The following is a 24,659-nucleotide window of genomic DNA, read 5'->3' on the forward strand; positions in this document are numbered from 1 at the left end:
TCCCTCACCGTGGCCCTGTGAGGCAAGGCCACCAGAGGAACCGGATGTGACCATGTCCTTTGTTTCCCCGCCCCACCGCCCCCGTCAGCTGCGCAGGTCCCTGGCCGGCGCCGCGCTGGTGCTCGGGCTCGGCGCCGCCGCCCTGGCGCCGATCCAGTCCGCCAGCAGCGCGCCCGCTCCCCAGCCGGTCGACGGGGTGTACGACGTCCTCGGCAAGAGCTGGGGCGTCCCCGCGTCCGAGGCCAAGGCCCGGCTGGACGCCGAGCACCGGCTGGCGAACGCCCTGGAGACCGCGCAGGCCCAGCTGGCGAAGGCATCCCGCACCGCCGAGGCCGCTCCCGGCCTGGACGGCGCGTTCTTCGACGCCGACCGCCGGCTCGTGGTCAACGTGCACTCGGCCGAGGCCGCCGCGACCGCCAAGGCGCACGGGCTGACCCCGCGCACCGTGGCCCGCGGCGAGAAGGCGCTGGCCGCGCTGCAGACGCGGGTCCAGGCGCTGGCCGACCGGTCCGGCTCGACCCAGGTCCAGTCGATCGGCGCGGACCTGCCCACCGACCGCCTGAAGGTTGTCCTGCAGCCCGGCGCGCGGACCGCCAAGACCGTTGCCCTGGTCAAGCAGTTGACGGCGCTGCCGGGGGTCGACGTCAGCACCAGCACCACCACGCTGGCGATGACCGCCGACGTGATCGGCGGCCAGATCATGGACCTGGTGCCGGGCAGCAACTGCTCGCTCGGCTACCCGGGCACGCTGAGCAACGGCAACAACGTGCTGCTCACCGCCGGCCACTGCGTCGAGGGCAACCCCGACGTGCTGAACCGGTCCGGCGTGCACATCGGCAAGGGCATCGCCAGCCGGTTCCGTACCGGGTACTCCAGCGTCGACATGGGCCTGATGGACATCGACGCCGAGGACGTCGGCCGCGGCTACATCGACAACCGCAACGGCACCACCACCCGGGTCACCGGCTCGTCCAAGGCACCGGTCGGCAGCACGATCTGCAAGGCCGGCAACACCACGGGCTGGACCTGCGGAACGATCCAGCAGTACAACGTGACCGTGAATTACGGCGGCGCCGGTGGCAGCGTCACCCGCACCAGCGGCCTGGCCCGCTCGACCGTCTGCACCGAGGGCGGCGACTCCGGCGGCGCCTACATCTCCGGCACGATCGCCCAGGGCATGACGTCGGGCGGCCCGTCGGACGGCCACGACTGCGGCTTCAACCAGGGTGGCAACGCCACCGGCTCGTACTCGTTCTACCAGCCGGTCGTGGACGCCGCGAGCTACTACGGCGTCACCCTCACCCGAGGCTGATCCCCGGCCGAGCCGAAGCCCTCACCACCCGGTGGGGGCTTCGCTCACGCTCAGACGGACTCGAGCACGCGGCACAGCTGGTCGCCCCGGACCACCCGGCTGGACAGTTCCAGCAGCTCGCCGCAGGCGGTCTCCAGCGCCTGCGACTGGGTGCGGCAGCCGTCGACGTACCAGAACGGGTCGTCGGGCTGCGGGTCGTCCGCGTCGTCGATGTCGGCGTACCAGTGCCGGTCACCGGCACAGCCGCAGTACAGCACCCGCACCCGCAGGTTCATGGCCGTTCCCCCGTAGCGATGACGTCCCTGGGTCCCCCCGGATCCCAGTCGGAGTCGTCCGGCCGGCGCGTGACCGCGGCCCCCCACTGCCACGCGCCGAGCCGAGATCGACCCTCCCCCGCTGACTACATCGGCGCCGACCGGGCCGGTGTTACAGCCCGTGACGACAATTTTTGGGCCGGCTCGGCCCGGGTACTCAGCGCAGCTGGTCCTTGACCCACTGCTCCAGCCCGTCGGCGGTGATCGGCAGCGGGTCGGTGAGGATCTCCAGACGGTCAGCGTGCACGACGACGTTGTCCTCGATCCGGATGCCGATGCCGCGCAGCTCGGGCGGCACGGTCTCGTCGTGCGGGTGGAAGTAGAGACCGGGCTCGACCGCCAGCGCCATCCCGGCCTCGAGGTCGGCGGCGAAGTACGTCTCCGGCCGGGCCGCGTCGCAGTCGTGCACGTCGAGGCCGATGAAGTGGCCCAGCCCGCACACGACGTACCGGCGGTGCTGCTGACCGTCCGGCCCGAGCGCTTCGTCCAGCGAGACGTCGATGAGCCCCCAGTCGCGCAAACCCTCGACCAGCACCCGCATCGCCTCGTACTGGAAGGCCCGGTACGGCGCCCCGGGGCTGACCGCCGCGAGCGCCGCGAGCTGCGCCTGGTGGACCAGGTCGTACACCTGGCGCTGGGCAGCGGTGAACTCGCCGGTCGCCGGGAACGTCCGGGTCACGTCGGCGGTGTAGAGTGTCCGGGTCTCGACCCCGGCGTCCAGCAGGATCACGTCGCCCTCGCGAACGGCGCCGTCGTTGCGGACCCAGTGCAGCACCGGCGCATGCTGGCCGGCGGCGACGATCGACGCGTAGCCGACGCCGTTGCCGGCGGTCCGCGCGCGCCGGTCGAAGGTGCCCTCCAGCCAGCGTTCGCCACCGCCGCGGATCGCCTCCGGCAGCTCCCGGGCGACGTCGGCGAAGCCCTGCACGCTCGCGGCGACGGCCTCGCGCAGCTGGTCGAGCTCCCAGTCGTCCTTGATCCGGCGCAGCTCGGCGAGCGTCTGGCGCAGGATGTCACCGTCGGACCGTGAGGTCCGAACCAGAGCGTCCAGCATCGGGTCGACGCCGGGCGCGGTGAGCATGTACGGCACGGCGCCGCGCACCGCCGCCGGCAGCTCCTCGATCGGCCGGCAGGCGATCTGCAGCGCCTCGGACCAGTCCTTCAGCCCCGGCACCGGGCCGATCCACAACTCGCCGTCGCGGGCGCTCGCGAAGTAGTCGGCCTCGTCCGGCCCGGCGGCCTCGCGCAGGTACAGGGTCGCGTCGCCGTCGGCGGACAGCACCAGGACGGCGCCCTCGGCCTGGCAGCCGGTCAGCCAGACGAAGTCGCTGTCGGCGCGGAACCCGTAGTCGGTGTCGTTCGACCGGACGGGCGCGTGACCCGCGCCGAGGGCGATCCGCCGTCCCGGCAACGCGGTCACCAGCCGCCGCCGGTGCTCGGCGGCGGCTTCGGCGAGCCCTTCGGGCAGCACCACCGACCGGTCCACCGGCCCCCAGTGCAACGGGATCGAGGCGCGGAAGCCCGCCGCGTCGATCGGCCGGTACGACTTGCGCTGTTCTTCGGTCCGGTCTTCGGACATGCCGGCTCCTCCAGGGACCTCAGGTTCGGTAGACGCTGCCGGCACCTCGGTCACGAACCTGAGCCCGGGGGCGTGGGTGATCGCGAACGGGGGCCGTGATGCCATCAACGCAGCTTGGGGCGTCACTCCGCAAGCCCGAAACCGGAACGTCGCCCGGCTCGCCGTCGACCACTTCACCGAAGTCCGGTACGGCCAGGTCGCGGGCAACTCCGGCGGCTACCTCACGGGCGGGCGCGGAAGGCGGCGAGCAGAGCTGCTTCGGAGTCGAGCATGTACTGGTGCAGCTCGTTCGCGGCTTGCTCGTAGCGACCGGCTTCGAGCAGGTCGAGCAGAGAGCGGTTGCGCGCGATGTAGGGCTCGTGCAGCGCCTGCGGCGTCGCGATGACGTGGAAGAGCAGTCGCAGCTCGGCCAGCAGGCGGCCGGTGATCTCGTCGATCCGGCTGCTGCCGGCCAGGCCGACGAGGTGCCGGTGGAAGCGCATGTTCGCCGTACCGACGGCGGTCCAGTCACCGGCGCGCGCCGCGGCCTCGCTGTCCTCGACGTCGTCGCGCAGCGGTGCGAGCTGCTCCGGGGTGAGGTCGGCCACCGACCGGACGACGTCGCACTCCAGCACCCGGCGCAGCCGGTAGAGGTCGACGAGATCGGCCTCGGTGAGATCCGGAACGAAGACCCCGCGGTGCATCCGGTGCACCAGCAGCCCTTCGTGGGTGAGCAGCCGGAAGGCCTCGCGCAGCGTGTTCCGGCTGACTTGGAGAGCGTCCTTGAGCAGCTCCTCGGACAGCTGGGTGCCGGGCCGCAGGTCGCCTTCGGTGATCCGGCGGCGCAGCACGTCGGCCACCCGCTCGGCCGAGCTGCTCCGGTCGAACAGGGCCGCGTCGCCGGCGACGGCCCGCAGCCATGACGTGTCGGTCCCGGGATCGGCCGGCGGTCGGATCTCGTTGGAGCTGGACACCCTCGCATCATCACCCACTCCGGGACCGGAAGGGAAACCGCGTTGAACGAAAGTCTTGCAGGATTGTTGAACAATATCTACCCTCGGGAGTCACGAGACGCAATCGACCGCCCACGGACTGCGTCCCCTCATCCCCCGGGAGCCTGCGATGATCCGCATGAAGCTCTTCCCCGCCGCCCTGGTCGCCCGTGACTTCATCGAGGCCGCCGGCGCCAGGCTCTGGAAGACCGCGGTCGACCGAGCCCAGGGCCGGCTGACCTCCGGCTCCATCGACCGGTACGACGACCGCCCGCTCTACTGGGCCAGGACGACGATGAGCCGGGCGGTGCGCGAGTGGCAGGCGCCGTTCCCGCTGACCAGCCTGCAGCGGCAGGCGATCCTCCGGCAGTTCAGCTACGCCTCGCGCGGCATCGATCAGGTGACCTTCGCGAAGAACAGCACCAAGCTGCTGGTCAGCCGCAAGGACCCGCGGTACTGCGGCGCGATCCGGCTGCGGCTGGGCACCGGGCACCCGACGTTGCCGGGTGGCCACCTGCACATCTCGGCCCTGGAGTACCCCACCGATGCGAGTGCACTGACCAGCCCTGCGTTCGAGGCCGATCGCAAGGCTGTCGTCGACCAGACCGTCGCCCTCGTCGAGGCCGCCGGCAAGGCCGTTCGGCGCTGACGCCGCGGTCCCCCCCGCATTCCCCCGAGACCAGGAGACCACCATGGCCAATCCGCCGCCCCGCAAACCCGCACATCCGCCCACCAAGCCCGGCGGGCAGCGCCCGGTCCGCCGGGCCGGCCGGCCCACCTCGGAGCCGGTGGGCGCAATGAAGACCAGCACCCGGTCCACGCTGATCGGCGCGATGTTCCTGATGGCCACCTCGGCCATCGGCCCCGGCTTCATCACCCAGACCACGACGTTCACGGTGCAGCTCGGCGCCGCGTTCGCCTTCGCCATCGCGGCGTCGATCCTGGTCGACATCGCCCTGCAGCTGAACGTCTGGCGGGTGATCGGCGTGTCCGGCCGCCGCGCCCAGGAGCTCGGCAACCTGGTCGCTCCCGGTCTCGGCTGGGTGATGGCCGGCCTGCTGTTCGTCGGTGGCCTGGTGTTCAACATCGGCAACGTGTCCGGCTCCGGCCTGGGCACCGACGCGATGTTCGGGCTGGACCCGAAGCTCGGCGGCGCGCTGTCCGCACTCGTTGCCATCGGCATCTTCATCTCGAAGCGCGCGGGGCTGGCGATGGACCGGATCGTGGTCGTGCTCGGCGCGCTGATGATCGTGCTGACCACCTACATCGCGATCACCTCCGGCCCGCCGGTCGGCCGCGCGCTGAAGAACGTCGTACTGCCCGAGCAGGTCGACTTCCTGGCCATCACCACCCTGATCGGCGGCACCATCGGCGGCTACATCGTGTACGCCGGTGCGCACCGCCTGCTGGACTCCGGCATCTCGGGCCCCGAGCACCTCCGCGACATCACCCGCGGCTCGGTGACCGGCATCCTGATCACCGGCGTGATGCGGATCGTGCTGTTCCTGGCGATCCTCGGCGTGGTGGCCGGCGGCGCGAAGCTCGACCCGGCCAGCCCGGCCGCTTCGGCGTTCCAGCAGGCCGCCGGTGAGGTGGGCCTGCGGGTCTTCGGCATCGTGCTGTGGGCCGCCGCGATCACCAGTGTGATCGGCGCGTCGTACACGACGGTCTCGTTCATCACCTCGCGGACGAGGACCAGCGAGCGGCTGCGGACCGCGCTGGTGGTCGGCTTCATCGCCGTCACCACCATCATCTACCTGTCGGTCGGTACCGCACCGACCACGCTGCTGGTGTTCGCCGGCGCGTTCAACGGCTTGCTGCTGCCGGTCGGGATCGGTGTGCTGCTCTGGGTGGCCTGGCGGCGCAAGGACCTGCTGAACGGGTACCGGTACCCGGCCTGGCTGCTCGGCATCGGTGGCGCGGCCTGGCTGCTCACCATCTACCTGGCGGTGCGCTCGGTGCGTCCCGTCATCGACCTGTTCAACTGATCCAGCCGGACGCCTGAAGGAGGACCCATGAACACCGTCGATCTGAACGCCGATCTCGGCGAGGGCTACGGCAGCTGGGCGATGGGCGACGACAACGCCCTGCTCGACGTCGTCACCAGCGCGAACGTCGCCTGCGGCTTCCACGCCGGCGATCCCTCCATCATGCGGGCGGTCTGCCGGCGGGCCGCCGATCGCGACGTGGCGATCGGCGCGCACGTCGGGTACGCCGACAAGCCCGGCTTCGGCCGCCGGTTCATCGACATCGAGCCGGCCGCACTGCGCGACGAGGTGCTGTACCAGATCGCCGCCCTGGACGCCTTCGCCCGGGTTGCCGGGTCGGAGGTCAGCTATGTCAAGCCGCACGGCGCGCTCTACAACACGATCGGGCACCACGAGGAGCAGGCCGCGGCCGTGGTCGCGGCCGTCGCCGACTACGACCGCGCGCTGCCGGTGCTCGGTCTGCCCGGCGCGGTCTGGCTGAAGCTGGCCGAGGAGGCCGGTCTGACCGTCGTGCACGAGGCGTTCGCCGACCGGGCCTACACGCCCGAAGGCACGCTGGTGTCTCGCCGGCTGCCCGGTGCGGTGCTGCACGACGGCCGCGAGATTGCCAAGCGGTGCGTGGCGATGGCCACCGGCGCGCCGATCAAGGACGTCGAGGGCGGCGAGCTGAAGCTGCAGCCCGGTTCGATCTGCGTGCACGGGGACACCCCGGGCGCGGTTCAGATCGCGCAGCGGGTCCGCAAGAGCCTCACCGACGCCGGGGTCGAACTGACCCCGTTCGCCGCCTGATGCGCCTGCTTCCCTGCGGCAGTTCCGCGCTGCTGGTGGAGCTCGCGGACCTCGACGAGGTGCTCGGGTACTACGCGGCGCTGCGGGCCGCGCCGCCGGCCGGTGTCGTGGACATCGTGCCGGCGGCCCGGACCGTGATGGTGGCGATCGACCCGGCCGTCACCGGCCTGGCCGCGCTCGAGCGGTCCTTGCGCGACACGGTGGCGCGCGAGGACCGCCGGGCCGGCGGCGACCTGGTCGAGATCCCGGTCGTGTACGACGGACAGGATCTGGCCGACGTCGCCGAGCTGCTCGGCTGCGACGTGGCCGAGGTGGTCCGGCGGCACACGTCCGACGAGTGGACGGTCGCCTTCTGCGGGTTCGCTCCGGGCTTCGGCTACCTGACCGGCCAGTCGGAGTGGAACGTGCCGCGGCGGTCGTCGCCGCGGACGAAGGTGCCGGCCGGTTCGGTCGCGCTGGCCGGTGAGTTCAGCGGGGTCTACCCGCGCGAGTCGCCCGGCGGCTGGCAGCTGCTCGGCCGGACGGAGGTCGCCGTCTTCGACCTCGACCGCGATCCGGCGGCGCTGCTGAGCCCTGGTCGACGGGTGCGCTTCGTCGACGTTCGGGACACGTCGCGGGGAGCCCGGTGAGCGGGGGCTTCGAGGTTCTGGAGACCGGTCCGCTGACGACCGTGCAGGACGCCGGGCGGTTAGGTCAGGGCGCGCTCGGCATCGGCCGGTCCGGCGCCTGCGACCGTACGTCGTACCGGCTGGCGAACCGGCTGGTCGGCAACGCCGAGGACGCGGCGGCGCTGGAGGTGACCTTCGGCGGGCTCGAGCTGGTCGCGTCGTCCGACCTGGTCTACGCGGTGACCGGTGCGCCGTGCGCCGGCATCGCCCTGAACGCGCCGACGGTGCTGCGCACGGGCGAGGTGCTACGGCTCGGCGTGCCCCGGACCGGGCTGCGCACGTACGTCGCGATTCGCGGCGGCGTGAACGTCGCGCCGGTGCTCGGCTCCCGGTCGACCGATCTGCTGTCCGGCCTGGGCCCGGCTCCGTTGTCGGCCGGAGATGTGCTTGCTGTCGGCAAGGAGTGTGGCCCGATGCCGGGGGTCGACCTGGCTCCGGTCGCGGATCCGCCGGGGGGTGAGGTGTCCGTGCGCGTGCTGCCCGGTCCGCGCCGCGACTGGTTCACCGACGCCGACTGGGACTCGTTGACCGGCCAGTCCTACACCGTCAGCAGCAACAGCAACCGGATCGGCGTACGCCTGGAAGGCACCCCGCTGGAACGCGCCCGCGAAGGCGAGCTGCCCAGCGAGGGCATGGACCTGGGCGCCCTGCAGATCCCACCCTCCGGTCTGCCCGTGCTCTTCCTCGCCGACCACCCCGTCACCGGCGGCTATCCCGTCATCGGCTACGTGGACGGCGCCGATCTGGACCTCTGCGCCCAACTCCGCCCCGGCCAGTCCCTGCGCTTCCGCAGTGCTCAGAGGACGAATCCGGTGGGGAACGGGTCGGTCGGATCCAGCAGGTAGTTGCCCATGCCGGTGATCCACGCGCGGCCGGTCACCGTCGGCACCACCCCCGGCCGGTCGCCGACCGTCGTCTCTTCCAGCAGCCGCCCGGTGAAGCTCGTGCCGATGAACGACTCGTTGACGAAGTCCTCCCCCAGCCCCAGCTCACCGCGCGCGTGCAGCTGCGCCATCCGTGCACACGTCCCGGTCCCGCACGGCGACCGGTCGAACCACCCCGGGTGAATCGCCATCGCGTTGCGCGAGTGGCTCCCGTTCTGCCCAGGTGCGGTGAACTGCACGTGCTTGCAGCTGTGGATGCCCGGATCCACCGGGTGCACCGGCCGGTCGGTCGCGTTGATCGCGTCCATGATGTCCAGCCCGGCCTGCAGGATGCGGTCCTTCTCGGCCCGGTCGAACGGAATTCCCAGCTGCTCCAGCGGCAGGATCGCGTAGAAGTTGCCGCCGTAGGCCAGGTCGTAGGTGACCGTGCCCAGCCCCTTCACCTCGACCGTCGCGTCCAGCGCGTGCGAGTACGCCGGGACGTTGCGCAGCGTCACGTGCTCGGCCCGCCCGTCGCGTACCGCGACGTCGACCACGACCAGCCCGGCCGGCGTGTCCAGCCGCACCTGCGTGACCGGTTCGCTGACCGGCACCATGCCGGACTCGACCAGCACGGTGGCGACCCCGATCGTGCCGTGCCCGCACATCGGCAGACAGCCGGACACCTCGACGTAGAGCACACCCCAGTCCGCGTCGGGCCGGGTCGGCGGCTGCAGGATCGCGCCGCTCATCGCCGAGTGGCCGCGCGGCTCGTTCATCAGGAACAGCCGCAGGTCGTCGAGGTCGGCCAGGAAGTACTGCCGCCGCTCCTCCATGGTCGCGCCCGGGATCACCCCGACGCCGCCGGTGATCACCCGGGTCGGCATGCCCTCGGTGTGCGAGTCGATCGCGCTCAGCGTGCGGACGGATCTCATGCCAACGACTCTACGGCGCGCTTCATGTCCTGCTCGAGCTGTGCGACGTGCTCGGGCACCAGCGGTCCGCGCGGCGGCCGGCAGGGACCGCCGTACCGGCCGACGTAGTCCATCGACCACTTGATCGCCTGCACGAACTCGACCCGCGAGTCCCAGCGGAAGGCGGCGACCAGCGGCTCGTACAGCGCCCGGGCCTCGGCCAGCCGGCCTTCCAGCGCGAGGTCGAACAGCCGGACCGACTCCTTCGGGAAGACGTTCGGGAAGCCGGCGAACCAGCCGGTGGCGCCCATCAGCAGCGCTTCCAGGGTCAGGTCGTCGGCGCCCGCGACCACGGTCAGCTCCGGCGCCTGCTCGCGGATCTCCAGGATCCGCCGCACGTCACCGGTGAACTCCTTCACCGCGACCACGTTCTCGATCTGCGCGAGCTCGCCCAGCAGGCCGGGCGTCAGGTCGACCTTGGTGTCGTGCGGGTTGTTGTAGGCCATCACCGGCAGCCCGGCCTTCGCGACCTCGGTGAAGTGGTGCACCACCTCGGACCGGTTCGCCCGGTACATCGTCGGCGGCAGGCACAGGACGCCGTGCGCGCCGTCCTCGGCCGCCTTCTCCGCCCAGCTGCGCGCCTGGTGCGCCCCGACCCCGTGCACGCCGACCACCACGATCCCGTCGTCGCCGACCGCCTCGATCGCGGTCCGCGCGACCCGGCGCCGCTCCTCGTCGCTGAGCGAGGAGTACTCCCCGAGCGACCCGTTGGGGCCGACACCGCGGCAGCCGTTGTCGATCAACCACCGGCAGTGCTCGGCGTACCGGTCGTAGTCGGGCCGCAACCCGGCCGGCGCGGCCGTGTCCTCGGCGTACGGCAGCGCGGTGGCGACGATCACGCCGTCGAGCTTCTCGGTCACTGGTCCTCCTGGGGGTTGGCTAGGTCCTTCAGGCGTACGGGGACGGCGATCGGGCGGTTGAACTCGTTCCGTACGACGGCGTTCTGGTCGGGTGAGGTGAGGCAGGTCGCGTTCCGGGAGCAGATCCGCCCCTGGCACATGCCCAGGCCCACCCGGCTCGACAACTTGAGGCTGCGCCCCGGGAGCAGCTCCCGATCGGCCGCCGCCCGCCGCAACTCACCGCGGGAGACCTCCTCACACCGGCAGATCAGCGTCTCGTCGTCGCTCCACTCCACCCACCCCGGCCGGACCGGATGAGCAGCCGCCAGGGCCGCGGCAAATCGCTTGCCCTTAGCAACCTCTTCGTGGGCCTGGGACAGCACGGCTTCCGAGCCGGTGACGAAGCGGGCTGCCGCCGCACCGGCGACCCGTCCCTCGGCGGCGGCCAGGTCGGCGCCGCCGATGCCGGTGAGTTCGCCGGCGGCGAAGACTCCGGGCGTACTGGTCTGCTGGTGCTCGTCGACCCGGACGGCGGGACCGCCGTCGGGCCCGGCGGTGAGTTCGCAGCGGGTGGAGACGGCCAGTTCCAGCTGTGCGGTGAAGCCGAAGCCCACGCAGACCGCGTCGGCTTCGAGCTGCTGCTCGGTCCCGCGGATCGGGCGCCAGTCGTGGTCCAGCTTCGCCACCGTGACGGCCTCGACCCGTCGGTCACCGTGCGCGGCGACGACCGTCCATCCCGTCCGAGGGCGGATCCGGTGCCGCGCCAGCAGTCCGGCGTACCCGGCTGCTTCGCCGATCTTGCCCCGGGCAACCAGGGGGTCGCTCGACCAGCCGCGCGCGATCGTCCGGGCCGAGTTGGCCTCGAACATGCCGGCCACCTCGGCCCCGACGCCGACCAGCGACTCCGCCACCGGTAGCAGGAACGGCCCTGTGCCCGCCAAGACCACCCGCTGCCCGACCGCGATCCGCTGCCCCTTCGCCAGCGCTTGCGCGGCCCCCGCGCTGTAGACCCCGGGCAGGTCCCACCCCTTGAACGGCAGCACCCGGTCGTACGCACCCGGCGCCAGCACCAGAGCCCGCCCGTCCACAGCCCGTACGCCGCGCCGCCCCGCGTCGGCCGGTCCGGTCTGTGCCCACAGTCGATGTCCGTGCTCGATCTCCTCGATCGCCCACACCGACGTCTCCGCCAACTGGGTGATCCGGTGGTGCCGAGCCACCCGGTCCCGCAACTGCACGAACCGGGCCCATCCGTGCTGCAACCGCTCCGGCCGCCGCGCCGCGAACTCGGTCGGCAACTGCCGGTGGAACTGTCCGCCCACGGCCCGTCCCGCGTCCACCAGCCCAACCGAGACTCCCGTCTCCGCAGCTGCCAGTGCCGCGGTCAAACCAGCAGGCCCCGCGCCCACGACCACCACCTCGAACGACAGTGCCTCCGAGTGCTGCGTGGGCTGCGCAGCGCCGGTCCGGGTCGGCAGCTGCGCGCCGGCCTGCGTCGTGATGGCGTCGCCCGGCTGGATCGTTCGTTGGCAGGCGCGGACGTCGGGGGTTCCGTTGACGACCACCAGGCAGTCGAAGCAGGCGCCGATGCCGCAGAACACTCCGCGCGGACGCTCGGCCCCGCGGGTGGTTCGCCACGAGTCCCGCCCGGTGGCCATCAGCGCGGCGGCCACCGTCTGCCCGGGAACCGCGGCGACCGGGACCCCGTCCACCGAGATCTCGACCGGCTCTCCGAAGCGCGGCTCGGACGGATCGCCCGGTGCGGACCGCGAAAAGGGGCTCATGGCAACCCCACTACGGCCGGTCGGTCGACCCGGAAGGGCTCCGGGTCGACGTGCGGCGGCACACCGATGAAGAGCTCCGTCACCAGGCGGCCGGTCGACGCCGCGAGGCCGATGCCGGCACCTTCGTGGCCGGTCGCGTGCCAAAGGCCCGGCACCCGCGGATCCGGCCCGAGGACCGGGAGGTGGTCCGGGGCGTAGGGCCGGAAACCGCCGTACGTCCGTATCACCGCGACGTCGGCGAGAAACGGGAACAGGCCGACCGCCTTGCGCGCCAGTTCCCGCAGGACGTGCACCTTGACCGTGTCGTCGAAGCCGATCCGCTCCCGGCTGGAACCGATCAGGACCGTGCCACTCCGGGTCGACTCGACCACCGTCGAGGTCTGCAGGTCCGCGTCGCCGCTGCCGACCGCGCCGACGTAGTCCGCGTCGTACACCTTGTGCCGTACGCACTCCGGCAGCGGCGCGGTGACCAGGATCATGCCGCGGCGTGGCAGCACCTCGATCGGTCCGCCGACCGCCGCGCCGAAGGCTCCCGCCCAGGGGCCGCAGGCGTTGACGACGGCCACGCAGTCGATCAGGCCCGCGTCCGTCTCCACACCGATCACCCGGCCGGTGGCTGCGCGTCGTACGGACACAGCGGTGACGCCGGACCGGACCTCGCCGCCTCGGGAGCGAACGGCGGCCAGCAGGGCCGTGGTGGCGAGGACCGGCTGCAGCTGCGCGTCCTCGGGGTAGTAGGCGGCCGTCGTCACCGCGCGGGTCAACAGCGGCTCGAGCTCGAACGCCTCGGCCGGCGTGATCAGCTGCGCGTCGACGCCCGCCTCGCGCTGCTGGGCCGCGAACTTCTCCAGCGGTGCGGGATCCGTGGTCGCGACCACCAGGCCGCCCTTCGGCTCCCACTCGACGTCGGCGACCTGCTCCGGCAGCCGGGCGAGCACCTTCGGCCACTCCTGGCGCGACGCGATCGCCAACTGCAGCTCGGGCCCGGGCTCCTTGTCGGAGACCAGCACGTTGCCTTCGCCGGCCGCCGTCGTACCACCGGCCGGGGTGCCACGGTCGAGCACGAGCACGTCGACGCCGGCCGCCGAGAGGGCTTCGGCGCAGGCGGCACCGATCATTCCCGCCCCGACCACCACCACGTCCGGCATCCGCCCACTCCGCTCATCGTTCACTTTAATGAACGCTGCGAGCGTACGGCGCGCGCCCGGGTCAGGTCAACGGCCGAGCGGCCTCAGTCCAGGTGCAGGGTTTCCAGCACACCCGGGCTGGTGTCCGGCGGGTACTCCAGGAGCAGGACCGAGCGCACTTCGCCGTCCAGCGCCTCGTACTCGTGCGGCGCATCGGCCCGGAAGGCCAGGTAGTCGCCGGGTCCCAGCTCCTGGCTGCGGTCCCGTGCGGTGATGCGAACCCGTCCCGTGAGAACGACGTGGTGCTCGGTGCCGGGATGGCCGGTCGAGTGCTGCACCTTGCCGGGGCGGATGCGCTGGTCGTAGATCTCGAACAGGCTGCCGGGATTCTCGAGCCGCCGCAGCATCCGCAGGTCGACCGCCGCGCCGCTGAGCACGTCGGTGTCGGCGGAGCGGACCAGGACCAGGTCGGACGCCGGCGGCTCGCTCAGCAGGGCCGACACCGGGACGCCGAGAGCGTTCGACAGACTGAACACCGTTTCGATGGTGGGATTGCCCGCGCCGGACTCCAGCTGCGACAGCGTGCCCTTCGCGATGCCGGACCGGCGGGCGAGCTCGGACAGGGAGATGCCCTGCTCGTCCCGGCGCGCCCGCAGGTTGACCCCGAGCACGCGCCCCGCTCCCTGACCGCCCACAGCCGGGAGCATGCCACACCCTGGCTCAGGGGATGATCCGGCGGTGCCGCAGGTCCTCGAACAGGCGGTAGAACATCTGCTCGGTCTCCACGTACTCGTGGAAACCGGCCCGGCGGGCCTTCGACCCGTCGGCGAAGAAGTCGTAGTCCCAGCCGAAGACGAAGTCGGCGAACCCCCACGACGACACCTCGGCGTACGGCGTACCGGCGAGGCCGTGACGGACCTGCAGCTCCTTCCAGACCGGCTCCTTGTCGGCCATCACGTCCTGCAGCGACAGCTGCAGCGGCGGCGCCACGTCCATCCCGAACCACGCGGCCAGCCTCGGCCACAGCTCGTTCCAGCGGAACAGGTCGCCGTTCGTGATGTTGAACGCCTGGTTCGCCGCGGCCGGGCTGGTTGCCGCCCAGACGGTTGCTTTGGCCAACAAGTCGGCGTCGGTCAGCTCCAGCAGCGCGTCGTACGCGCCGGGCTTGCCGGGGAACCGCAGCGGAACGCCCAGCTCCTTCGAGATCGACGCGTAGCCGGCGATCGCGACGGCCAGGTTCATCGGGTTGCCGAGCGCGGTGCCGCCGACCACGGAGGGCCGCAGCGCCGACCAGGCCCAGCTCTTGCCCTGCTGCCGGTCCTCCAGGAACCGCTGCTGGTCGACGTTGAACTCCGGCGGCAGGTGCGGCGGATCGTCCTCCCGCGCCGGCGTCTTGAACGGGCCGAGATGTGCGCCGTACACCTTGTAGCCCTGCATCAGGCTGACGTGCCGCAGCCCGCGCGCGACCGGCTCGACGGCTTCGACCACGTGCACCAGCATCGCGAGGTTCGGCGCGACCAGCTCGGCCCAGGTCGGCCGGTCCTGGTACGCCGCGTAGAACACGTGGGTCACGTCGGTCAGCCCGGCCAGCTTCGCTCGGGTGTCGTCGATGTCCAGCAGGTCGACGGCGAGCTGCCCCGGCCCACCGCGCCGGGAGAGTCCGACCACGTCCCAGTCGGGTAGGCCGTTCAGCTGCGCGATCAGGTTGCTGCCGATCACGCCGTTCGCTCCGACCACCAGGGCCTGCTGTTTCGTCATGTCCCCAGCCTGTGGGAGAACCTGTGGATAAGTCCAAGGCATCCTTTTTACAATGTGCATAAACTCAGCTCATGGCTACGCTGCGTCAGCTGGAGTACCTGGTGACCGTGGTCGACCAGGGCTCCTTCACTCGCGCCGCCGAGTTGCTGCACGTCACCCAGCCCGCGCTGTCCCACCAGATCCGGGCGCTCGAACGCTCCGCGGGCGGACCGCTGCTGGAGCGCCTGCCGAAGAACCTGCGCCTCACCCCGACCGGCCGCGCGATGCTGCCCCACGCCCGGGCCGCGCTGGCCGATGCCGAACGCGCCCGGTGCGCCGCCCGGCAGGCGGCCGGCCTGGAGACCGGTGAGCTGCAGATCGCGACGCTCTACTCGGTCAGCCTCGGCATCCTTCCGGCCGCGTTGAAGGCCTGGCGGCGCCAGTACGCGGACGTAGGCATCCGCCTCTTCGAGCACCGGCACACCGACGAGCTCGCCGAGGCGATGACCACCGGCCAGGCCGACCTGGCCATCGGCCCGTCACCGGCCGCGTGGACCGGCTCCACCCACCGCCTGGGCATCGAGGAGTTCGTCGTCGTCCTGGCCTCGGACGACGCGCTCGCGTCCTCGGACGGGGAGCAGGCCATCTCGCTGACCGAGTTGGCCGAGCGCGCATGGGTTCACTACACCCCCGGCCACGGCCTGGCCGATCTGCTCGACCAGGCTTGCGCGCAGGCGGGATTCCAGCCCCGGATCGCGGTCCGTACCGAACAGACCGCCGCTGCTCCAGCCCTCGCCGCGGCAGGGCTCGGCCCCGCCCTGGTCCCGGCCAACATCCTGCCGGCCGGCTTCGACGGGCTGGTCCTGCGCCCCGATCCGCCGATCTGCCGCACCCTCACGGCGTACACGCGCGGCACGCCGGACTCGCTCTCCGCCGCCTTCATCGAGGTGATCCAGGCGGCCTGGCCGACCATTCCCGGTACCAAGCCGGGGTGACCGGCTTCAGACCTTGGCGGGCAGGGAGAGCTGAGCCAGCGCCTTCACCAGGGGCGCCAGCTCGGGGAGTTCGGCGGCGGCCTCGAGCGCGGCCGTCAGGACTGCGTCGTGCGTGGGCTGGGCCTCGTCGAGCAGGTCACGGCCGGCCTTGGTGACCTCCGTGTAGATGCCGCGACGGTCGGTCGGGCACAGGTAGCGCTCGAGCAGCTTGCGATCCTCCAGCCGGTTCACCAGGCGGGTGGTCGCCGACTGGCTGAGCACCACGGCGTTCGACAGCTGGTTCATCCGCAGGTGGTAGTCGTCCTGCCGCGCCAGCACGTCGAGCACGCTGTACTCGCTGACCGACAGCGCGTAGTGCTTCTGCAAAGCGCGCTCGAGCTCGTCCTCGATCCGCGCGTGCAAGGCCGCGAGGGTGCGCCACCCCTGGGCCCGCGCCTCCGCGGCGTCGTCCGGTAGTCCCACAGCTCCTCCTCACACCCCGCGTCCACAGCCGGCCCAGCACTGCGGTTACCTGTGCAATAACCGGCGCGTGCAACTATCGCGCACGCTGGTATTACTCACAGATTACCGTCCGAAGCAATAGTCCCCACGATCAAGCGGTTCGACCGAGCGCCCACAGCAGCCCCGCCGCGCCCGCTGGGAGAACTTGTGGTTGCGACCTCCCCGACCGCGCCGGTCGGAGGTTTTCCCTTGCCCTGCGCACCTTTTTGTGACACAGCGCTGACCCGACACCGATGTGCCCGGTGAATCGCTTGCTTCACGGACGGTGAAGCGATGACTCTTCTCAGTCAGAGGCCGCACCGCCCACGCGGCCGATGACACCTGGAGTGTGGACATGACCGGAAAGCTCACCTTCGCCCGTGCGGCCCTGGCCGCCGCTGTGGTCGCTCTCGCTTCGACCGGAGCGGTCGGTGCGGCGCAGGCCAAGCCGCCGGCCCCGCCGGTGACCAACATCGTCGGCGGCTCCCTGGCGAGCACCGCGCAGGCGCCCTGGGCGATCGCGCTGAACAACAGCCAGTCCCCGTCCCCGAGCGGCCAGTGGTGCGGTGCCACCCTGGTGAAGGCGAACAAGATCGTGACCGCCGCGCACTGCGTGACCAAGGCGCGCAGCACCTACACCGCGATCCAGGGCCGCGACAGCCTGAGCAGCACGACCGGCCGGACCTCGAAGATCGCGTCGATCTGGAAGGACCCGCAGTACGGCCGGGCGCCGGGCCACGACGTCGCCGTCCTGACCCTGGCCACGCCGTTCACCGGCGTACCGACGCTGCCGCTGGAGACCAGCCTCGCGGCGGACGCCGTCGGTGCGCAGCCGACGGTGTACGGCTGGGGCAACACCGAGGGCACCGGTCCGGCAGACCGCTTCCAGAAGGTGCTCGTGCCGGTCCTGGGTGACGCGTACTGCGGTCAGGTCTACGCGAACTACGACTACGTCGCCAACGGTGAGATCTGCGCCGGCTACAAGGAAGGCGGCAAGGATTCCTGCCAGGGCGACTCCGGCGGCCCGCTCGTGCTCAACGGCCGGCTCTTCGGCGTCGTCTCCTGGGGCATCGGCTGCGCCGATGCCGGCAACCCGGGCGTGTACGCCGAGGTCGCGACGTACGCCGCGGCGCTGACCGCCCAGATCAACAGCTGATCGCCCTGCTCGCAGGCTGACCGACTACTCAGCCGGCAGGCTGCACCGACGGCCGTTCCCTTTCCCGGGAGCGGCCGTCGTCGGGTCAGCCGATCGGCCGGGCGATGACGACGGCATTGCTCTCGTAGTCCGTGCCGTTCCAGTCCTCGCAGGTGACAAGCACCAGCCGGCCGGGCACGGTCTGGTCGAAGAGCCGGCCGGCCTGCTTGGCCAGGGCCCGTTTGCGGTAGGTGGTGACCGAGACGACGGAGTACCGCAGCGTTCGCCGGCCGGTGGCGACGCTGACCGCGTCCCCCGGTCGCAACGTGCCGAGGTCGTCGAACGCGCCGCCGCCGGTGTGCACGGTGTGCCCGGTGATGATGGCCGATCCCCGGGCGGCTCCCGGCCGCGCCCCGTCGGACCACCAGCCGACCAGCCGGGGATTCGCCGGCGGGATCAACGTGCTGCCGTTGGCCCGGATCCCGAGAACCCGCGCCGAGACCTTGAGTCGCGGTACGACGATCCGCTGCGGACCGCCCGCTGCCGGCCGGTGCGTGCCGGTGGCCTCGGGCAGGGCCGTGGACGGCGTGCTCGGCTGGTTCGCCGGTTTGCCCGGCGTCGTCGGCCGGCCCGGGGCTGGAGTCGAGGGTTTGGCCGGTGACTTGGCCGGGGACGACGGGGCGGCAGACGGCACAAGGCCGGCGGGCGATGCCGGCCGGCCTTGCTGGGTGTCGTCGTCGGGGCGGAACTGCAGGTAGCCACCGGCAACGACGAGGACCACACCCGTCGCCAGCACCACCGCGGTCCGGCGCCGGCCGGGGCGGTGCTGACGATCAGGTCGAGCGGTCATGTCAGAGCGCGTGCTTGCCCGGACGCAGGCGTCCCTTCAGCACGGCGGCGGCCATCAGGAGTCCACCGAGGACCAGCAGGGCGATGCCCCAGACGTTCTGCTGGCTGGTGCCCGCCGAGGTGTTGGCCAGCTGCGCCGAACCGGCCACACCGGCGTCGATCTCGGTCGGCACGACCACCGGGGTCGACGTGCTGGAGGTCGGCTGGCTCGGCGTCGGGGTCTGCGAGGGCGACTGCGACGGGGACTCGGACGGCGTGCCGCTCGGGCTGTCCGTCGGGGTCGGGGTCGGCGACTCGCTCGGGGTGTCGGTCGGCGTCGGGGTGTCGGACGGGGTGTCCGTGGGCGTCGGCGTGGGGGTCGGCGTCGGCGTGTCCGAAGGCGTGTCGGTCGGCGTCGGCGTCGGGGTGTCGCTCGGGGTGTCCGTCGGCGTCGGGGTGTCGGACGGGGTGTCGGTCGGCGTCGGCGTCGGGGTGTCGGACGGCGTGTCCGTGGGCGTCGGGGTCGGCGTCGGGGTGTCCGAAGGCGTGTCGGTCGGCGTCGGCGTCGGCGTCGGCGTGTCGGACGGCGTGTCCGTCGGCGTCGGGGTGTCGGACGGGGTGTCGGTCGGCGTCGGCGTCGGGGTGTCGGACGGCGTGTCCGTGGGCGTCGGGGTCGGCGTCGGGGTGTCCGAAGGCGTGTCCGTCGGCGTCGGGGTGTCCGAAGGCGTGTCCGTCGGCGTCGGGGTGTCCGAAGGCGTGTCGGTCGGCGTCGGGGTCGGCGTGGTCGGCGTGCCGTAGCAGAACGACACGTGGCTCAGCTCGTAGAACGTCTTCTGCTTGGTGTTGACGTTCACCGGAGCGTGCAGCGACGTACCGACCGTCGTACCGGCCGGGCGGTAGTCGTAGAAGTTGGCGTTCGGGCCGCCCTTGACGATGACGCCGAGAATCGTGCCGCCGGTGGCGGTGAAGTCGACCACCTCGCTCCCGGTCTGGTCACCGTCGTGCGCCGGGTCGTCGGCGGCGAGCCGACGAACGTCGATGGTGATCTCCAGGTCGCCGGCTTTCTGCGAACCGTCCTTCACCTTGCCGTCGAACTTCAGCTCCTTGGCCCCCGGCACCAACGTCGCGCAGTTCGGGTTGCCGTCGTGCGGTGTGCCGTCGGCCGAGGCGGACGGCGCCAACATCACCGTGACGCCGCCCAGAGCGACGACGACGGCACCCGCGCCGGCCAGCATGGTCGTGCCCCGCGCGGTGGCCGCCTTGACGGCGTCCCGAACGCGCGCTGCCTTCGATGCGTTCACAGAAAAGTTCCCCACTGTTGTCATGCCGGTTCCGGACCGGCGAAGTCGTCGGCCGATCGGTACGCCGACTGCGGCCGTGCTCGCGTGCCGTCCCGCTGTGGCGCAGGGCCGTACCGGCCCGCGCGACCGATCCCCGGTCGTCCGCGCCGCCCCCGACAGGACTGCGGCTGCATCCTTCTAGATCCCGTGCCCGCGGGACAAGTGAACTTCTGGTGTCTCGTCGAAGGCTTTACAAACGCGGCCGTTGCCGAGGTCATGCAAACGCTATCCGTAGCTGTGGGCAACGTTCTGCGCTCGTCCGGTGGCAGAAAGTGCGCTCCTAAAACATCGTGTCAGTAGATTGAACAGTGTTTTAGTAAGCTGCACCCATGGCGCGCGAGGCGGACGAGAGGACGGCCCTGGGCTCGGTCTGGCTGCGGTCGGAGCCGGCGCCGACCCGCGCACCGCTCGACCGTCAGGACATCGTCCGGACCGCCGTCCAGCTGCTCGACCGCGACGGCCTGGAGCAGTTGTCGATGCGCCGGCTCGCGACGGAGCTGGGAACGGCCGCGACCTCGGCGCTCTACTGGCGGGTGGCCACCAAGAACGACCTGCTCGAACTGGCCGTCGACGAGGTCTTCGGCGAGGCCCTGCTCCCGGCGGACGCGACTGCGGAACCACCTGGTCGCTCGTCCCGGCGTACGGGCGCCGGCGAGGCCGACTGGCGCGACCGGCTCGGCACGCTCGCGAAAGCGGCGTACGACGCCTTCGCCCGGCACCCGTGGGCGCCGCAGCTGCTCGCCTCGCACGCGGGTCTCGGCCCCAACTACCAGGCCTATGCCGAGCAGGTGGTGAGCATCCTCGCGTCCGCCGGATTCAAGGGCGTGCACCTGGACGCGGCGGTGTCGGCGGTTTTCCACTACCTCGTCGGCGCCGCCGTCACGGACGCGGCCTGGACGGCGACGGTCCGGCGCAGCGGGCTCCCGGGCACCGCGTGGGCGCACGCCGCCGGCGACCGGCTCGGCGTACCGGCGGCGTCGCTCACGTCCTACCTGTCCCGCGACGACCAGTCCGGCCCCGAAGCCCGCTTCACCACCGGCCTCCGCGTCATCCTGGTAGGCCTCCGCCCCCGCCGCCTCTGACCCCACCCCTCGCCGGCGGACCACCCCGCCAGCACCCCGCACCGCCGACTTTCCCCCTCCCCCGCCCCGCACACTCTGGTGGGTCAACCCCTGAGGTTGGGGGTTGGCCCACCAGAATTCCGTGGGCCAACCCTGCGTTCGAGGGGTTGACCCACCAAACGCAGGGGCGAGAGGTCCAGGCAGTGGGGTCAGAGGTCGGCGAAGGCGGAGGTGGGGTTTTCGAAGGCGTCGGCGACGAAGCGCAGGAAGCCGGCCGCCGTGCCGCCGTCGCAGACCCGGTGGTCGAACACCAGGGACAGCTGGGTGAGCTTGCGGATCGCCAGTTCGCCGTCGACCACCCAGGGCCGGTCGATGATCCGGCCGACGCCGAGGATCGCGACCTGCGGGTGGTTGATGATCGCCGCGCTGCCGTCGACGCCGAAGCTGCCGTAGTTGTTCAGCGTGAACGTGCCCGACGACAGTTCGTGCGCGGTCAGCCAGCCGGCGCGCGCCGCTTCGGTCAGGCGGCGGATCTCGGCGTCCAGCTCGCGGGTCGTCAGCGTGTGCGCGTTCGGCACCGCCGGCACCAGCAACCCGCGCTCGGTCTGCGCCGCGAGCCCGAGGTTCACCCCGTCGTACTGGACCAGGTCGTCACCATCGACAAGACCGTTCAGCTCCGGGTACTTCCGCAGCCCCGCGACCACGAACCGCCCCATCAGCGCGAGCAGTCCCGGCCCGGCGTCGGTTGCCGTCCGCAACGACTCGCGCAGCTCCACGAGCGCGGTCGCATCCACGTCCACCCACGTCGTCGCTTCGGGAATCTCCGCCCGGCTCCGGCTCAACGTCGCCGCCACGGCCTTCCGGAACCCACTCATCCCCGTACGCCGAAGCTCCGGCAACCCGGTTCGCGCGTCGACCACGCCGGCAGCCCCGGACGTTGTCTCCTCCACTGCTGGAGCCGCCGGCGCCGCCACGGTGGAGCGGGCCGCGATGGCGGCTTCCACATCACGGCGCAGGATCAGCCCGCCGGCACCCGACCCGGTCAGCGCCCGGAGGTCCACGCCGGCATCCCGCGCGATCCGCCGGACCAGCGGCGAGATGACCAGCGGCACCCGCGGACGGTCCTCGGTCGAGGCAGCGCTCCCCGCACCGGTGACCGGCGAGGCGTTCCGGGCCTCGCGCGGGCGTTGCTCGACCAGCGTGCCGACCGCGTGGCCGTTGGCTCGAGCGCGAGGGCGGCGGCGACGGCCCGAGGCGGCGCCTTCCGGCGTGCCGTACCCGATCAGCACGTTGCCCGAACCCGCCTTCTCCTCTTCGCGGTACGCCTCGCCCGCCGTGCTGCCGCTCGCACTCGTGGCGCTGTCAGCGCTGAGGGACGGCGTGGCGCTGATGCCCGCAGGACCGACCGACACAGGCTGCAGATCGATGGTGATCAGCGGTTTGCCCACGTCGATCGTGCTGCCTTCGGCGCCGTGCAGCTCGGCGACCACACCGGCGTACGGCGACGGCAGCACGACGATCGACTTCGCCGTCTCCACCTCGGCGATCGGCGCGTCCACCACCACCTCGTCGCCGACGGCCACCAGCCAGCGCACCACCTCGGCCTCGGTCAGTCCCTCACCGAGATCGGGCAGCAGAAACGTCTGCGCGCTCATCGGTCGTCCCACTGGAGGTCGTCGACGGCGTCGAGAATGCGGTCCACCGACGGCAGCTGGTGCCGTTCGAGCTTCGGCGGCGGGTACGGGATGTCGAAGCCGGTCACCCGCCGGATCGGCGCGGCCAGCGAGTGGAAGCAGCGTTCGGTGACCCGGGCAACGATCTCCGACGACACGCTCGCGAACCCGCTCGCCTCCGCCACCACCACCGCCCGCCCGGTACGCCGGACCGCCGCGCACACCGTCTCGTCGTCGAACGGCACGATCGAGCGCAGATCCACGACCTGCAGCTGCCGTCCTTCGGCCGCGGCGGCTTCGGCCGCCTCCAGCGCGACCGGCACCGTCGGCCCGTAGGCGATCAGCGTCGCGTCCGCGCCCTCGCGCCGGACGACGGCCTTGCCGATCCCGGGCTCCGCGACGGTCAGGTCGACCTCGTCCTTGGCCCAGTAGAGCTTCTTCGGCTCCAGGAAGATCACCGGGTCCGGGAACTCGATCGCCCGGCGCAGCAGCGTGTACGCGTCGGCGACCGTGCCCGGCGCCACCACGGTCAGGCCCGGCGTGTGCGCGTAGTACGCCTCCGACGAGTCGCAGTGGTGCTCGACGCCGCCGATGCCTCCGGCGTACGGCATCCGGATGACGATCGGCAGCGTGATCCGGCCGCGGGTCCGGTTGCGCATCTTCGCGACGTGGCTGACCACCTGCTCGAACGCCGGGTAGCCGAACGCGTCGAACTGCATCTCGACCACCGGCCGCATGCCGTTCATCGCCAGGCCGACGGCCAGGCCGACGATGCCGGACTCGGCCAGCGGCGTGTCGAAGCAGCGCTGCTCGCCGAACTCCGCGGTCAGCCCGTCGGTGATCCGGAACACCCCACCGAGCGCGCCGACGTCCTCACCGAACATCAGCACCGACTCGTCGGCCCGCATCGCGTCCCGCAGCGCCTGGTTCAGCGCCTGCGCCATGGACAGCTTCACGTGTGTCATCTCAGACCTCCTCGCGGGCCAGCTCGTCGGCCAGGAACGCGGCCTGCTCCCGCAGCTGCGGGGTCGGCGTGGTGTAGAGATGCTCGAAGAGTTCGGCCGGATCCGGCTGGACCTCCTGCATCAGCCCCTCGCGCAGCGCGTCCGCGACCTTCTCCGCGGCCCGCGTCGCCTCTTGCTTCGCCTCGTCGTCCAGCACACCCAGACCGGTCAGGTAGGCGTCGAGTCGCTTGATCGGGTCGCGCTCGAGCCACGGCGTCACCTCGGCGTCGTCGCGATACTTGCTCGCGTCGTCGGCGTTGGTGTGCGCCTGGACCCGGTACGTGTGCGCCTCGACCAGCTGCGGCCCTTCGCCGGCTCGTGCCTTGGCGACCGCGCTGCCGAGCACCGCCAGCAGGCCGGCCAGGTCGTTGCCGTCGGCCCGCTCACCCGGTACGCCGTACCCGATGCCCTTGTGCGCCAGCGACGGCGCGACGGTCTGCTTCGACAGCGGGACCGAGATCGCGTACTCGTTGTTCTGGATGAAGAAGACCACCGGGGCGCGGAAGACGGCGGCGAAGTTCAGCGCCTCGTGGAAGTCGCCCTCGCTGGTCGCGCCGTCGCCGCACAACGCCATCACGACGGTGTCCTCGCCCTTGAGCCGGGCCGCGTGCGCGACTCCGACCGCGTGCAGCAGCTGGGTGGCCAGCGGTGTCGCCTGCGGAGCGACCTTGTGCTCGTACGGGTCGTAGCCGGAGTGCCAGTCGCCGCGCAGCAGCGTCAGCGTCTCGATCGGGTCGACGCCGCGGCTCACGATCGACACCGTGTCCCGGTACGTCGGGAACAGCCAGTCCTGCGCGCCGAGCACCATCGTCGCGGCGATCTGGCAGGCCTCCTGGCCGTGCGACGACGGGTAGACCGCGAGCCGGCCCTGGCGGACCAGCGCACCGGCCTGGTCGTTGATCCGGCGGCCGGTGACCAACTGTGCGTAACCGCCGGCCAGCGTCTGCGCGGCCGGCATCTCGTACTGCGGGTGCTCGTGCGCGACGCCGTGCTGGTCGATCAGGCGGACGGGCTCGGCGGAGGGCAGCAGGCGCTGCTCGACGGAGCCGGACTCGACGGTGAACTCGCTCCGCTCGCTCACGGGGCCCTCCTGCACGAGAGACGGACTGATGCCTCATGGTCATACTTGTGGCCATTCGGATCCATAGGCTGCAGAATTGCGAGACGATCGGTCCAGGCACCCGGCGAGCGGAGAAGCAGA

Annotated in this window: 24 protein-coding genes; 9 read left to right on the forward strand and 15 right to left on the reverse strand. The window is 71.7% G+C overall.

The window, feature by feature from the left end:
* Window positions 1-52: 52 nt before the first annotated feature.
* Entirely contained in the window at window positions 53-1,312 is a 1,260-nt protein-coding gene (locus tag KFLA_RS32505) for a S1 family peptidase (RefSeq protein ID WP_012924093.1), read from the forward strand.
* 50 nt (window positions 1,313-1,362) lie between these two features.
* On the opposite strand, the gene KFLA_RS32510 is transcribed toward KFLA_RS32505, so the two are convergent.
* The 3 genes from KFLA_RS32510 to KFLA_RS32520 form a co-directional block, all read right to left on the reverse strand.
* Window positions 1,363-1,587 carry a hypothetical protein gene (locus KFLA_RS32510; RefSeq protein WP_012924094.1) on the reverse strand — a complete coding sequence of 75 codons (225 nt, stop codon included), beginning with the start codon at window positions 1,585-1,587 and terminating at the stop codon, window positions 1,363-1,365.
* Window positions 1,588-1,783: 196 nt separating this feature from the next.
* Window positions 1,784-3,205 (reverse strand): aminopeptidase P family protein, encoded by a 1,422-nt coding sequence (locus KFLA_RS32515; RefSeq protein WP_012924095.1) that lies wholly within the window; start codon window positions 3,203-3,205, stop codon window positions 1,784-1,786.
* A gap of 221 nt (window positions 3,206-3,426) precedes the next feature.
* On the reverse strand, window positions 3,427-4,158 hold the full coding sequence (locus KFLA_RS32520) for a GntR family transcriptional regulator (RefSeq protein ID WP_012924096.1): 732 nt from the start codon (window positions 4,156-4,158) through the stop codon (window positions 3,427-3,429).
* Window positions 4,159-4,306: 148 nt separating this feature from the next.
* On the opposite strand from KFLA_RS32520, the gene KFLA_RS32525 reads away from it, so the two are divergent.
* Genes KFLA_RS32525 through KFLA_RS32545 form a run of 5 tightly spaced genes read left to right on the forward strand, consistent with a single transcriptional unit; the run spans window position 4,307 to window position 8,466 of the window.
* Window positions 4,307-4,825 (forward strand): hypothetical protein, encoded by a 519-nt coding sequence (locus KFLA_RS32525; protein WP_041289585.1) that lies wholly within the window; start codon window positions 4,307-4,309, stop codon window positions 4,823-4,825.
* 43 nt (window positions 4,826-4,868) lie between these two features.
* Window positions 4,869-6,164: an NRAMP family divalent metal transporter gene (locus tag KFLA_RS32530; protein ID WP_012924097.1), complete on the forward strand. Its 1,296-nt coding sequence runs from the start codon at window positions 4,869-4,871 to the stop codon at window positions 6,162-6,164.
* Between the two features lie 27 nt (window positions 6,165-6,191).
* Complete coding sequence (locus KFLA_RS32535; protein WP_012924098.1) at window positions 6,192-6,953, forward strand: LamB/YcsF family protein; 762 nt, start codon at window positions 6,192-6,194, stop codon at window positions 6,951-6,953.
* Window positions 6,953-7,582 (forward strand): 5-oxoprolinase subunit B family protein, encoded by a 630-nt coding sequence (locus tag KFLA_RS32540; protein WP_012924099.1) that lies wholly within the window; start codon window positions 6,953-6,955, stop codon window positions 7,580-7,582. Before KFLA_RS32535 ends, KFLA_RS32540 begins: the two co-directional genes overlap by 1 nt.
* Window positions 7,579-8,466: a 5-oxoprolinase subunit C family protein gene (locus KFLA_RS32545; RefSeq protein ID WP_012924100.1), complete on the forward strand. Its 888-nt coding sequence runs from the start codon at window positions 7,579-7,581 to the stop codon at window positions 8,464-8,466. Before KFLA_RS32540 ends, KFLA_RS32545 begins: the two co-directional genes overlap by 4 nt.
* Here the strand turns inward: KFLA_RS32545 and KFLA_RS32550 are convergent.
* Genes KFLA_RS32550 through KFLA_RS32575 form a run of 6 tightly spaced genes read right to left on the reverse strand, consistent with a single transcriptional unit; the run spans window position 8,418 to window position 14,963 of the window.
* Complete coding sequence (locus KFLA_RS32550; RefSeq protein WP_012924101.1) at window positions 8,418-9,419, reverse strand: proline racemase family protein; 1,002 nt, start codon at window positions 9,417-9,419, stop codon at window positions 8,418-8,420. The two genes, KFLA_RS32545 and KFLA_RS32550, sit on opposite strands and share 49 nt — an antisense overlap.
* Complete coding sequence (locus tag KFLA_RS32555; protein ID WP_012924102.1) at window positions 9,416-10,318, reverse strand: dihydrodipicolinate synthase family protein; 903 nt, start codon at window positions 10,316-10,318, stop codon at window positions 9,416-9,418. Before KFLA_RS32555 ends, KFLA_RS32550 begins: the two co-directional genes overlap by 4 nt.
* On the reverse strand, window positions 10,315-12,078 hold the full coding sequence (locus KFLA_RS32560) for a 2Fe-2S iron-sulfur cluster-binding protein (RefSeq protein ID WP_012924103.1): 1,764 nt from the start codon (window positions 12,076-12,078) through the stop codon (window positions 10,315-10,317). Before KFLA_RS32560 ends, KFLA_RS32555 begins: the two co-directional genes overlap by 4 nt.
* Window positions 12,075-13,250: an NAD(P)/FAD-dependent oxidoreductase gene (locus KFLA_RS32565; RefSeq protein ID WP_237706645.1), complete on the reverse strand. Its 1,176-nt coding sequence runs from the start codon at window positions 13,248-13,250 to the stop codon at window positions 12,075-12,077. Before KFLA_RS32565 ends, KFLA_RS32560 begins: the two co-directional genes overlap by 4 nt.
* A 59-nt stretch (window positions 13,251-13,309) precedes the next feature.
* A complete protein-coding gene (locus tag KFLA_RS32570) occupies window positions 13,310-13,912 on the reverse strand; it encodes a helix-turn-helix domain-containing protein (protein ID WP_012924105.1) in 603 nt (200 codons plus the stop codon).
* Between the two features lie 13 nt (window positions 13,913-13,925).
* Entirely contained in the window at window positions 13,926-14,963 is a 1,038-nt protein-coding gene (locus tag KFLA_RS32575; RefSeq protein WP_012924106.1) for an SDR family oxidoreductase, read from the reverse strand.
* 71 nt (window positions 14,964-15,034) lie between these two features.
* Between KFLA_RS32575 and KFLA_RS32580 the strand changes: the two genes are divergently transcribed.
* On the forward strand, window positions 15,035-15,937 hold the full coding sequence (locus KFLA_RS32580) for a LysR family transcriptional regulator (RefSeq protein WP_012924107.1): 903 nt from the start codon (window positions 15,035-15,037) through the stop codon (window positions 15,935-15,937).
* Between the two features lie 6 nt (window positions 15,938-15,943).
* Here KFLA_RS32580 and KFLA_RS32585 read toward each other — a convergent pair whose 3' ends face one another.
* Entirely contained in the window at window positions 15,944-16,399 is a 456-nt protein-coding gene (locus KFLA_RS32585) for a MarR family winged helix-turn-helix transcriptional regulator (RefSeq protein ID WP_012924108.1), read from the reverse strand.
* Between the two features lie 373 nt (window positions 16,400-16,772).
* On the opposite strand from KFLA_RS32585, the gene KFLA_RS32590 reads away from it, so the two are divergent.
* A complete protein-coding gene (locus KFLA_RS32590; RefSeq protein WP_012924109.1) occupies window positions 16,773-17,573 on the forward strand; it encodes a S1 family peptidase in 801 nt (266 codons plus the stop codon).
* An 85-nt stretch (window positions 17,574-17,658) separates the two neighbouring features.
* Here the strand turns inward: KFLA_RS32590 and KFLA_RS38535 are convergent, their stop codons facing one another.
* Both KFLA_RS38535 and KFLA_RS38540 read right to left on the reverse strand, forming a co-directional pair.
* Window positions 17,659-18,402, reverse strand: a complete 744-nt coding sequence (locus tag KFLA_RS38535; RefSeq protein WP_202797050.1) for a class F sortase — start codon at window positions 18,400-18,402, stop codon at window positions 17,659-17,661.
* A gap of 1 nt (window position 18,403) precedes the next feature.
* Window positions 18,404-19,681, reverse strand: coding sequence for a hypothetical protein (locus KFLA_RS38540; RefSeq protein WP_202797051.1), 1,278 nt, complete (start codon window positions 19,679-19,681; stop codon window positions 18,404-18,406).
* Window positions 19,682-20,049: 368 nt separating this feature from the next.
* On the opposite strand from KFLA_RS38540, the gene KFLA_RS32605 reads away from it, so the two are divergent.
* On the forward strand, window positions 20,050-20,802 hold the full coding sequence (locus KFLA_RS32605) for a TetR/AcrR family transcriptional regulator C-terminal domain-containing protein (protein ID WP_012924112.1): 753 nt from the start codon (window positions 20,050-20,052) through the stop codon (window positions 20,800-20,802).
* A 188-nt stretch (window positions 20,803-20,990) separates the two neighbouring features.
* Here KFLA_RS32605 and KFLA_RS32610 read toward each other — a convergent pair whose 3' ends face one another.
* The 3 genes from KFLA_RS32610 to KFLA_RS32620 are packed head-to-tail and all read right to left on the reverse strand — an operon-like array spanning window position 20,991 to window position 24,539.
* Window positions 20,991-22,436, reverse strand: a complete 1,446-nt coding sequence (locus KFLA_RS32610) for a dihydrolipoamide acetyltransferase family protein (protein ID WP_012924113.1) — start codon at window positions 22,434-22,436, stop codon at window positions 20,991-20,993.
* Window positions 22,433-23,419, reverse strand: a complete 987-nt coding sequence (locus tag KFLA_RS32615) for an alpha-ketoacid dehydrogenase subunit beta (protein WP_012924114.1) — start codon at window positions 23,417-23,419, stop codon at window positions 22,433-22,435. The genes KFLA_RS32610 and KFLA_RS32615 overlap by 4 nt, the downstream gene beginning before the upstream one ends.
* Before the next feature lies 1 nt (window position 23,420).
* Complete coding sequence (locus KFLA_RS32620; protein ID WP_012924115.1) at window positions 23,421-24,539, reverse strand: thiamine pyrophosphate-dependent enzyme; 1,119 nt, start codon at window positions 24,537-24,539, stop codon at window positions 23,421-23,423.
* Between the last annotated feature and the right edge of the window lie 120 nt (window positions 24,540-24,659).

The organism is Kribbella flavida DSM 17836, assembly GCF_000024345.1.
Classification (GTDB): domain Bacteria; phylum Actinomycetota; class Actinomycetes; order Propionibacteriales; family Kribbellaceae; genus Kribbella; species Kribbella flavida.